This is a genomic window from Leisingera sp. SA32, assembly GCF_056033425.1.
On the sequence record NZ_JBVYHB010000035.1, the window covers coordinates 1 to 10,626 of the forward strand.

The 10,626-nt window shown below is 52.8% G+C and carries 10 protein-coding genes and 1 pseudogene; 6 read left to right on the plus strand and 5 right to left on the minus strand.

The window, feature by feature from the left end; translation table 11 throughout:
- The coding region (locus AC0IPL_RS22050; protein WP_474277476.1) for a plasmid recombination protein at positions 1–470 on the minus strand (470 nt) is incomplete at its 3' end.
- Between the two features lie 611 nt (positions 471–1,081).
- Positions 1,082–2,368: a DUF3987 domain-containing protein gene (locus AC0IPL_RS22055; protein WP_474277481.1), complete on the minus strand. Its 1,287-nt coding sequence runs from the start codon at positions 2,366–2,368 to the stop codon at positions 1,082–1,084.
- A 428-nt stretch (positions 2,369–2,796) separates the two neighbouring features.
- Here AC0IPL_RS22055 and AC0IPL_RS22060 point away from each other — a divergent pair, with 428 nt between their 5' ends.
- From AC0IPL_RS22060 to AC0IPL_RS22080, 5 genes are all read left to right on the plus strand, one after another.
- Entirely contained in the window at positions 2,797–3,867 is a 1,071-nt protein-coding gene (locus tag AC0IPL_RS22060) for a replication initiator protein A (protein ID WP_474277485.1), read from the plus strand.
- A gap of 129 nt (positions 3,868–3,996) precedes the next feature.
- The gene (locus tag AC0IPL_RS22065; RefSeq protein ID WP_474277489.1) at positions 3,997–4,665 is read left to right on the plus strand and encodes a ParA family protein; all 669 of its coding nucleotides are present in this window, start codon (positions 3,997–3,999) and stop codon (positions 4,663–4,665) included.
- Positions 4,649–4,945 carry a chromosome partitioning protein ParB gene (locus tag AC0IPL_RS22070; RefSeq protein WP_474277494.1) on the plus strand — a complete coding sequence of 99 codons (297 nt, stop codon included), beginning with the start codon at positions 4,649–4,651 and terminating at the stop codon, positions 4,943–4,945. Before AC0IPL_RS22065 ends, AC0IPL_RS22070 begins: the two co-directional genes overlap by 17 nt.
- A gap of 22 nt (positions 4,946–4,967) precedes the next feature.
- Complete coding sequence (locus AC0IPL_RS22075) at positions 4,968–6,671, plus strand: N-6 DNA methylase (RefSeq protein WP_474277499.1); 1,704 nt, start codon at positions 4,968–4,970, stop codon at positions 6,669–6,671.
- Positions 6,672–6,676: 5 nt separating this feature from the next.
- A complete protein-coding gene (locus AC0IPL_RS22080) occupies positions 6,677–7,705 on the plus strand; it encodes a DNA adenine methylase (protein ID WP_474277502.1) in 1,029 nt (342 codons plus the stop codon).
- Here AC0IPL_RS22080 and AC0IPL_RS22085 read toward each other — a convergent pair.
- Complete coding sequence (locus AC0IPL_RS22085) at positions 7,685–8,830, minus strand: HNH endonuclease (RefSeq protein WP_474277506.1); 1,146 nt, start codon at positions 8,828–8,830, stop codon at positions 7,685–7,687. The genes AC0IPL_RS22080 and AC0IPL_RS22085 overlap by 21 nt on opposite strands.
- Before the next feature lie 355 nt (positions 8,831–9,185).
- Here AC0IPL_RS22085 and AC0IPL_RS22090 point away from each other — a divergent pair, with 355 nt between their 5' ends.
- On the plus strand, positions 9,186–9,506 hold the full coding sequence (locus AC0IPL_RS22090) for a hypothetical protein (RefSeq protein ID WP_474277510.1): 321 nt from the start codon (positions 9,186–9,188) through the stop codon (positions 9,504–9,506).
- A 109-nt stretch (positions 9,507–9,615) separates the two neighbouring features.
- On the opposite strand, the gene AC0IPL_RS22095 is transcribed toward AC0IPL_RS22090, so the two are convergent.
- A complete protein-coding gene (locus AC0IPL_RS22095) occupies positions 9,616–10,074 on the minus strand; it encodes a hypothetical protein (protein ID WP_474277514.1) in 459 nt (152 codons plus the stop codon).
- Positions 10,075–10,191: 117 nt separating this feature from the next.
- A pseudogene (gene mobV, locus AC0IPL_RS22100) lies at positions 10,192–10,626 on the minus strand (MobV family relaxase); the annotation flags it as partial.

The window sequence follows — 10,626 nt, forward strand, 5'->3', positions numbered from 1 at the left end:
CCCTCCCGACCCTTCCGAGGCCTCCCAGCCTTCTTGCGCTCTTTTTGCGCCAGAGGGATCACGAGAGCGTGGATATGCGGCGTGGCCTCATCGTCGTGTAAATGTGCCGACAGGATGTTATCGGCCCCGAATGTATCGGCAGCCCATGCCATCGATCTGGCACTCCAGGCGGTGCGGTCTTCGGGCGTTGCCTGAGAAAACCATTCGGGGGAGGCGGACATGACAACCTCAATGGCGCGCACGGCGTCTCTGCGAGGCTTCGCAAGGCGAACGGCCCGGGCCCGCTCGTGCCACGCCTCCACGGCATCGTCTTGCCCCGCGAGCCTATGGATACCGCCGCCCATCCGAGGGGCAATGCCATCGGCGTGGTCGAGACCAGCGGAGGCGGTGCGGGTGTTGTGAGAGGCTGCTCCGCTCAGTCCCCTGAGACTGACAATCTTGGCAACTCGAAGGACGGCAAAGTCCGGCATGAGGGCGCTCCTTTCAACTGCAAACCCAGCTGCCGAATGCGCAACAGCCCCCGGAGGGCGAACGGGTTCATTTCAGCCCGATAGGGCGGCCCGAAGGGGAAATGAACCGTAGTGAGTATGTTTCTTTTCCAGCACTTAGGTCCGGCGGCATCAGGGACCTAACTCCTTCAAGCCGAACGATACTCGGTCAGTTCAAGAAGAAAGGAATACCATGCCAATGCCCCCAGAACGCCCAAAAATGGATTTGCTGAAAATGTCTCGACAGGAGGTTGCAGCTATCCCCTTACTGGGAAGGTCGGATCTTTCCGAAGCCCAAATTTACGCTACCGCGAACACCATTGATCAAGCCATCAAAACGCAGTTCCCCGAAAGCAAAGGAAAGTGCGCGCCTACCATTGGCAACCAACCTCGCTCGTCAGCTTAACAATCCCCATCCGCAGATTACCGCGTCTCGCTTGCGGCTTTTCTATGAGCAGAAGCGGCAGGGCAAGACGGCAGAGTCCACCGACGATGATAGTGCCGAAGAGGCCACAGTATCACTGAGCCGTAGTCGCGTTGATCTGGAACGATAGGTTTCTCGCCTCGTCGCATGAAATTGACGAGGCGAAAGGTCAGCCGTTGATAAGGTCGAGGATAGATCTGGCCTGTGCGGCGGTCCTGATGTCGCGGACGCGGGAAATGATATCACGGGTTTTTAATTCGCGACCCTCTACGGCAAACTGCTCCTGCAGTGCTTCGACCTTGCGGACCACCTTTTCCAGCTCGGACAAGCCATATCCATTCAGAAGCTGGCGAGCGTGATCGAGGTGAAGGGCTACCATTCGCAGCGCCAAAGAGACGCTTTCTGAGCCTACAACGGTTCCCATACGTCCGGCAATCACGTGGAAAACCACTGCATAGGAGAAAACCGAGAACATGGCTCTTCGAAAGAAGCTTGCAGGAATATCAGCTTTTCCAAAAAGGTTTCGAAAGTTGGTCTTGAAAAGCTGGAGCGCGTCGTTTTCAAAAACGAATACAGCATCTGGGATGTCATTTCGCCCTATCAAGTGAAGCCAGGATTTTCTGATCCGTTGGTAAGGCTCCTGAACTTCAGGGCTATCCATGTCCTCAAAGTAGATAGGGAAATCAGCCAGACACCGTTCCGGATCGCTTTTGGCATGAATGTAGTTGAATCGCTGAGCGAACCCGTCAACCAAGGAAGCAGCTCCAATCTGTTTCTCAAACGTGTCCCCTACGGTTACTCCCAAAATGGTGAGCGCATGATCACGGACCTCAATCTTTACCTCTCTGGTCTTACGCTCGATGGGATCTCCTGAATAAGCACGTAGGAGGACGTCCTTGATCTCTTCCATGTATTGTAGATTCTGGACCTGCGAGATGAACTGTCCAAATTCGTCGCGGAACCACATGCCACGAGGGCATTGCTCGACATTTGCCACAAACTGAGCAGCGGATGACGCCCCGGAGAGTTGGGGGACCGCGTTCTTGCCGTCGGCATCTCGCAACCAACGGGCAACAGTCGAGGTTGCATAGGTCTTTCCTGAACCTGATGGTGCCAATGCGATGGTCCAGAGGCGAGGCGCATGGCATGTGCCCCCCATTTCGTATTGGGCCCCTGCAGCATTCAGAAACCCAGATACGTGAGAAAGAACGGCAACCAGTGGCAACTCGAGAGGGATATCCGTTTGGTTCCGGAAAAGCTCCACTACATCTTCAAGGAATGAACCGGGGGGCACGACCTTGATACCCTCCCATGAAGGTGCTCTCGAGTAGTCCAGAAGTCCTTTAAGGTGGGATCGACCATCTGTGGTCATGTCCGTGAGCGCATCCAGAAGACTCCTCGGTTCGTTTACTTTACATGCGCCGTGCAGTTCTCTGCGTTGTATGGCTTTTGACATCGTGCGTCCTCTTTGTGTTTCAGCCACCTTTAGTTCGCGGCCAAACAGTAAAAGGGTTCGATGCTGACAGGTCGGAAACCATCATCAGCATATTTTTTGCTTGGGACTGGGATGGAGAACTTCAAAGCGTCAGCAGCACAGTTAAAAGATGCATATATTCATACACTTAGATATAAATGCTATCGTCAGCAGGCTGTCAGCCTTTTTTGCCTACGGGGTTCGTTGAAAGGGGGATTTTCAAACTGGGTGTTAAATATGTGTTAGATTCTGTGTTAAGGTTCATAGAACTACCCATAGACCATTGATCATAATGGATTGTTCCATGCCGACGGTTCCTAATACCCCGAACTTAGTTCCCGTTCTCCGCACATCGGTTCCTGATACCCCGAATCCTTGACATCGGTTCCTGATACCCCGAAACATCCCCTATGGTTCCTGATACCCCGAATCCGCTCAATGCCCTCCTGCCTGATCGCCATCCGCAGCGTGACTTCTTCGTTTGCGACGTGGCCGATGCGGTTCTCAAAGACCTAATACCAAAGATGGAACATCCATTTTATGCTTTGAGTAAGAAGCCAGATACCGCCATTCGGCGGCATCAACATGGTGACAAATGGCTTGAGGTTATTCCGAGTGCCAAGGGCCAAGCAACGATCTACGACAAGGACATTCTAATCTACGTTGTGTCCCAAGTGATGGAAGCTCTGAACCGTGGAGAGAAGGTATCGCGTGAAATTCGGTTCAACCCACGCGACCTGTTGATGTTTACTAATCGGGGCACAGGCGGAAAGGACTATGACGCGTTCAGCGATGGGCTGGACCGATTGATGGGGACGGTGATTAAAACTAATATCACCACAGCTGGATCTGAGGACTTGATCCCACTTGGGGATGAAGAGGAAACTGGCAGTTTCCACCTTATTGAGAAAGCAAAGATAAGACGAAAGAACGGAAGCGAAGGTCGCATCTTGTGGGCAGAGATCACTATCTCTGAATGGATTTTCAACTCTATCCGGCGCAATCAGGTGCTGACTCTACACCCTGATTATTTTCGGCTCCGAAAGCCCATAGAACGCCGTGTCTACGAAATAGCACGCAAGTTCTGTGGCCGTAAGGAGAGTTGGAAAATCGGGCTCGACAAGCTTTTGAGCCGGACCGGCGCGCGCACTGAGCTGAAACGCTTCCGGCACACCATCCGGGAAATGGCGCGCACGGATCATCTGCCCGACTATCACATTTTTCATGACGACGACTCTGATAACGTTATCTTCCGGAACCGCGGCAGCATGCTCGAAAATGCGCTTCCTCATCCATGGACCGGCACCCTTGACCCGGATGTTTATCACGACGCTCGGAAAATCGCGCCTGGCTGGGACGTGCGGGAAATCGAGAAGCAGTGGCGGGCTTGGCTGGGCAGGAAAGACGAAACGCCTCGCAGCCCGGAGCGCAGTTTCTTAGGCTTTTGTAAAACGTGGCAAAGTAAGCGCGGACACCCGTAACAGGTTCAAAACCGGTAACTGAAATATTGTATTTACGGTGCAAATCCGGTATTGAAAATAATACCGGTTCGATATATAAATCCGGTAAGAGATATAAAACCGGTAACAAAATTAGAGCAGGTAGGAAAAGTGCCCGTCATCGTTATAGCAAGCCCCAAAGGAGGGGTGGGAAAGTCTACATGCGCAGTCCTTCTTGCATCAGAATTCGCACGTATGGGGGCGGAGGTTGATGTCCTGGATTGCGACCCCAACAAATCTTTAACCCGTTGGGCATCACATGGCCTTCCCAAGGGGGTTGTGCTGCACAGCGACATTGGTCGGTCCGACATCGTTCCAACTATCCGTGGGGCGGATGGCGATGGGAAGATCGTTATAGTGGATCTTGAAGGCGTAGCTTCACAACTCGTTAGTCGTGCGATCTCACAAGCAGATTTAGTGGTTGTGCCGATGCAGCCAACGGCTCTCGATGCCGAGATCGGATCAGAGGCATTGGCCCTGGTGCGCGAGGAAGAGGAAGCACTGGGCAGGACAATTCGCCATGCAGTGGTCCTGACGAAAACAAGTGCCGCCGTGAAGAGTCGCGTGCAGAAGGACTTAGAGACACAATTGCGTAGCGCAGGGATAGACTTAATCGAGCCATCCCTGGTGGCACGAGCGGCGTTTGCGGAGATCTTTGCATACGGGGGCGATCTGACCGCGATGATGAACGATCCTGAAATGGTTACCGGGGGTAAGGTAGATAAAGCCCTCGAAAATGCAAAAGCATTTACGGAGGCTGTCTATGACCGGCTCAAATAGATTACCTGGACTGAAAGCTCGCTCCAAAGTGACAACCCCAGAAGAGGTTAGACGGGTTGACGAAGTAGGGGAAGCAAGAGGTTTTCTCGACCGCACTCCTCGTAAAAAGCCGGGCCGGAAACCAAGCCCTCGCACCTATCAGCTGCATCCTAAAGTGCTACCAGAAGTCGGTGAAGAAATAGCGGCGGAGGCTGAAAAAGAAGGGCTAACGCAAGGTCAGATTATCGAAAGAATTTGGCGATTGTATAAACAAACGGCTTCTTCAGAGAAGTCGTCTTGAGGTCTACGGGGCAGGAGAGCACATGCTTACAACTGAGATAAAGGAGCGCGAAATCAGCGCCCCCATTAGCTTGCCTCTCGGCTTTGAAAAGGGACAGGTATACACCCCTGGGTTCTTGGCTCACTGGACAGCGACGCTCCTCAAAGAGCGCCTTGGAGAGCATTGGGACGGATGCGTTCTTGATCCTGCATGCGGAGATGGAGAACTCCTTGAAGCGGTCAACAAACAGCTCCCCAAGGCACAGCTTTTGGGAACAGATATTGATCCTGAAGCCTCCAACGCAGCACAACAGCGTCTTAAAAAGCGCGCTTCGATCAAAACCGACGACATGTTGCGTTCGTCTTTCTTGCCCTCAGCGACAAGCGAACGAAAAATTGGCGCGGTAATATCAAACCCACCATGGGGCGCCGACTTGCTACAATCAGCAGATCAGTTGAGGAGCCTCGGCTATACACTCGCCACGGGGCAGTTCGACAGCTGGTCTCTGTTTGTTGAGATGTCGCTACAAGCGATGCAAAATAATGGTTTAGCAGTGTTTATTCTGCCAGATGCCATCTTTGCTTCCGAACATGCCGCGACCAGGAAGCTGATCGCGAAACACTATACAATTGAGTTGATTGCCCGGCTGGGTGAGGGGATCTTTAAGGGAATCTACCGAGGGACGACTGTTCTTTTGGTTGAAAAGAAGAAACCAAGTTCGGATCATCAGGTCGAAGTGTTCCGCTTATCCAAGCCGCAGAGAGACGCTGTGTTGTCAGGTGATCTCAGCTTAGATGATGTTAGAAAAGTTGAGCGTCACAACATTCCTCAAGACCGGTTCTTGGCCGATAAAGGGTGCCGCTGGGACATCGACGTCCGCACAAGTGAGCAAACCATCCTGAATAAGATTGAGGCTTTAGGAGGGGCTTGGACAGATCTTTTTGTATCTGGCCGAGGAGTGGAAATATCAAAGCGCGGGCGGGTCAAAAAATGTAAAAGCTGCGGCCATGTCGTGCCGTCTCCCACCCGACCGCGAGAAGTGACTTGCCAAGGGTGTGGGGGTGTGGCCGATTCAGAGAGCATGCTGTCGGAGAGCGTTGTCCAAACAGCCGATACAAAGCTGGCCGGTTTTGTTCCTTTCATTGTGGGAGAGGACATAGGACGATACACACTATCCTGCTCGCGGCAGATCAGACTGGATGTCCCAGGGATTAACTACAAGAACGCAAAAACCTACTCACAAGAAAGACTTTTGGTAAGAAAAACAGGTGTCGGGCTAAAGGCCACGGTTACAAAGCGCCCCGCTGCATCGAACCAAGTGGTTTTTCACTACACTCCCAAGAACCCAGATCACGGCTTTCTTCTCTACTATGCCTTAGGTGTTTTCTCTTCACGCATCATGTTTGCATATCACCTGCGAAAGTCAGGTGAGAACGAATGGCGCTCACACCCGTATGTCACGCCGAAGTCGCTCAAGGAGTTGCCAATTCCCCTCCCTTCACCAGGAAGCCAAATGTGGCGGCAGGCGGAAGCGATTTCGGAGCGAGTTCAAGCTCATCTAAATAGTGGCGGCAAAGACAGAAACCTCGATCTGGAAATAGAGGGGCTTGTCGCAGGCTTGTATCGCCTTAATCGCTCCGACCTCGTCTGGGTCAAGGAAGTCATCTGTGGTGCGCAAGACCTCGAACCGATGCGTGCCCTCGGTGACTTCGATAGCGGCTCTATCCAGCCTAAAATAGCGTCCTAAAAAATATGTCTTACAGATACATCGGAAATAAAACACGGCTTCTGCCGATCCTCTTGGATGCATTTCAAGAAGTGATACCAAGCGGCTCAACCGTCGCCGACTTAATGTGCGGAACTGCTTCAGTTTCAGAAGCTCTGAGGCAATCAGGCTACCGTGTCATTGCGTCTGACCTCATGACGTTCTCGGCTCATCATGCACGAGTGCGGCTATGCGCCTCTGAAGCCCCGTCATTCAATAAAACTGGCATCGGTGGCTACAGCGAGGTGCTTACCTACTTAAACCAGATCACCCCCGTCCAGGGTCTGTTCTTCAAAGAGTATTCTCCAGAGGGGGAACCCAATAACGGAACTGAGCCGCGCAAGTATTTTAGTAGCACCAATGCAGCTCACATTGATGCGATAACGGCCCAGCTGAACAAATGGGTTACGGACGGTGTTGTGTCTGAATTGGAAAACTCGCTCTTGCGCCATGATCTGGTTCTCGCAAGCAATCGGGTGGCTAATATCGCCGGCACTTATGGTCACCATAGATCAAAATGGGGAAACGGTTCTCTCGCTCCATTGGAGCTACGACCCTCTACTTTTGTAGACAAGCACCGCACTGACCATACGGTGTATCAAGGCCCGGCGGAAAAAGTAGCTCCTCTGGTGAAAGCAGACCTGTGCTACATCGACCCTCCTTATATGAAACGCCAATACGCAGCGAACTACCACATCATTGAAACTATCGCTCGAGGTGATGCGCCGGAAGCGGTGGGGGTTAGCGGTTTAAGACCCTGGCGAGATCAGTATTCGGACTTCTGTTCTAAGTTAAAAATCAGAGCCGCATTCCGCGAAATATTCGCTTCCGCAGAATGCGATCAGTTCATGATAAGCTACAGCGAAGATGGCCTCCTGTCAGAAGAACAGCTTATCGAACTTTTTTCTGAGGTTGGGAAAGTTACGCTCAAGAAGATCCCGTTTGCGCGTTTCAGAAGCAACTCTGGCGGACAAGGGGGGATCGTTATGGAATACTTATTCCACATCCAGAGGTAGCCCTCCCGCATCAGCTATGGTTCGCGCATGTTCGGGGAGCCAAGTGATAGTGAAGCTTTCTCCATTGATCGTAAAATCGAGTTCACCATCAGAAATGTTATCCAAATCAATTCCCTCGACGAGAGCATAGTGAAGCATCCGATGGATGTGTGCGCTTATCACAACAAGATTAGCAGGAGCATCTGAGCCCCCTTCGCCCAAGGGAATGAGATGATGAACCTCTAAGTAGGGCTCGTCATTTGCTTTTGTGAAGACATATTGGTCTCCCGTTATCTGACACGTTTTATACAACTTCTTGAGATCACGGACCGCCTTACGATTTCGTTCAAAAGTTTTTATGACTTTCTCGGTCTTCTTTACCTTTTTTGACGCAACATCATCTTTGAAGAGCTCTTCTGCAATCTCAGTCTCTGTGCGACCGGACTTCGCATTGTAAGGTCTCTTACTCCTCTTTGGAGAGGCCTCTACATCATTCGACACTTCAACAGCTTCTTCATCCGGCACCTCAACGGCTTCCGGTGGATGTAGGCTGAATGGATCTTTGAGACTTAACTCATTGAGTTCGACAACAGGCTCAAAACGTATGTGCCCTGCGGGCTCAGATAGCATCACCTCAAAGCGAGGGTCGATTGCTGATAACCGTTCAACTTCTTCCGTCGTTAGCCAACCTGCCCAATACTCGTGGTCATCTGTTTTCAGGATAAATACTCGAACACCTGCAGCAAGTTCGATAACACGAGGGTCATCGGCAGATGTCATATCGGCAGGAGCTCGGGGGAATCCTCCTTTATCAGGATGCCAGGCAAATACGCGATTGTTTGCTCTACTGAACAGCTTCTGAGATCTAATATTTACACTTGCGGCCCGTCGTTGACCGATGTCGACCTCTTGAGAGCCCAGCCCCCCTAAGCTCTGGAGGTCCACGGTCCAAAGCGGTCCGCTTTTTGTTTTCTGCGGCTTGATCCGATTAAAAAATGAATGCCATGTAGGCAAACCCACATTTTTCACAGGCACATCAATATATGATTGCCCACCCCCCCGATCTTCTGTCCCGGGTTGTTTGTTGATGTTAAAAAAGTCAGCAGGCGTAATTTGCCTGAAAATAAGCTCTGAAACGTTTTTCACTGTATTGCCTTTGCCACGATTACTTAACTTGATTCGCTTCTCATGGCTGGCACGATACACTTAGCAAAGAGTGGCAGTCATCTGGACTCGCGGCGTTATCTTGGCACTACGGGCAGTCTCGTGCGCTCTGCCGCGCGGGGGCATTCGTTAAGGTCTGCTCACCACGACGAGGTTTCAGCAAAGGTCAGCCAGGCGGAACTTGAGAGAAAGGACACAAGATCGCCGTCGGAAAGATACAACCGTAAGCAGGTGAACATAACACCCGTTCTCGGACGTTCCTATTCCGTTGCGGCGGTGGAAATCCGCCTTAGGTTGCACCCAATGGAACCGCGTCTATTGCTGGAAAGGTCGTGCTATGCAGAACATAAAGTGGAAACAGGAAACCGCAGTCGGTCCCATGATAGTCCCCGCCGAACGCGTGGTAGACGGAATACTGGTGAATCCGAATACCCCCCCGGGTGATGCCGATCACGTCGACCGCGACATCGAAGAACTGCTGACTTGGTGGCGGCTGCCTTACATCGTAAGCCGAAACGAGGAATATGATGTGCATGTCCTCGACGGGAGGGCACATGATCGAACCCGTTTTATCGGCAGTTACGACACAGTTGAAGAGGCCGCCGCGGCGGCCAAGGCTTACTACGACACTGCACGCGTTGCCATTATAGCCGAGTAGGGAAAGGCGTCGGCGCTGATATGTTGCTGACGCCGCCACGCTCCCTCGTAGCTCTTGTTTTTAAGGTAGAACTGGACATTCCGCTGACGCTTTCATTGATGCCTCCGGGTCAGCGTGACCGCGAAGCCCGTATCGAACGGCCCCGCGCGAGTATCGCTGCATCATGGTGGGCAGGTCCATCCGCTACCCCAGCAACTTTCTCTACAAAGGCTTGACGATCTGCTACTCGCCGGATTGCTTCAGCCTCAATGGCGAGATCGTCAGAGCGAAGTTTGACCTCATGCTCTCGCTTGGAAACAAGACTTAGGCGCTGCGCATAGCCGATCAGCCTCGAAATTAGGGGACGCACTGCCTCCCTCCATTGCTGAAAACCCGAGCGATCGGGTGGCAAGCGTGGCGCTTCGACTTTCCGATGCTCCAGCCCAGCAGGCTTTCTGCCATCTCTCGGACGATACACCAGTTCTCCGGCGTCAATGGCATCCAGCCCTATGGTGAAAGCAGCCGTTGCCTCAGCAGCAGATTGCTTCGCGGCGGAGATAATCTGGGCGGCATCGATTTCCGCAAACATCCGTGCACCCTTCGCGCTACCGAGCTCATTGGAAGCCTCGATACGGGCTTCATGGGCGGCCTCGAGCTGTTCGGACGCCTCGGCCCTGTAAACGGCCACAGATCGGTGTCGAGCTCCCGTGGCACGGCGCGGACGGCCGCGACGGATACCAAGGTCTGCGACCTCGGCAGCGTAAGCAGTCTGCAAAGCGGAAAGCTTCTCCGGGCTCCCTATTAGGTCGGTAGCAGAAAGGCCCCAGGAGGCCACAGCAGACCGAGGACGGCCCTCCCGACCCTTCCGAGGCCTCCCAGCCTTCTTGCGCTCTTTTTGCGCCAGAGGGATCACGAGAGCGTGGATATGCGGCGTGGCCTCATCGTCGTGTAAATGTGCCGACAGGATGTTATCGGCCCCGAATGTATCGGCAGCCCATGCCATCGATCTGGCACTCCAGGCGGTGCGGTCTTCGGGCGTTGCCTGAGAAAACCATTCGGGGGAGGCGGACATGACAACCTCAATGGCGCGCACGGCGTCTCTGCGAGGCTTCGCAAGGCGAACGGCCCGGGCCCGCTCGTG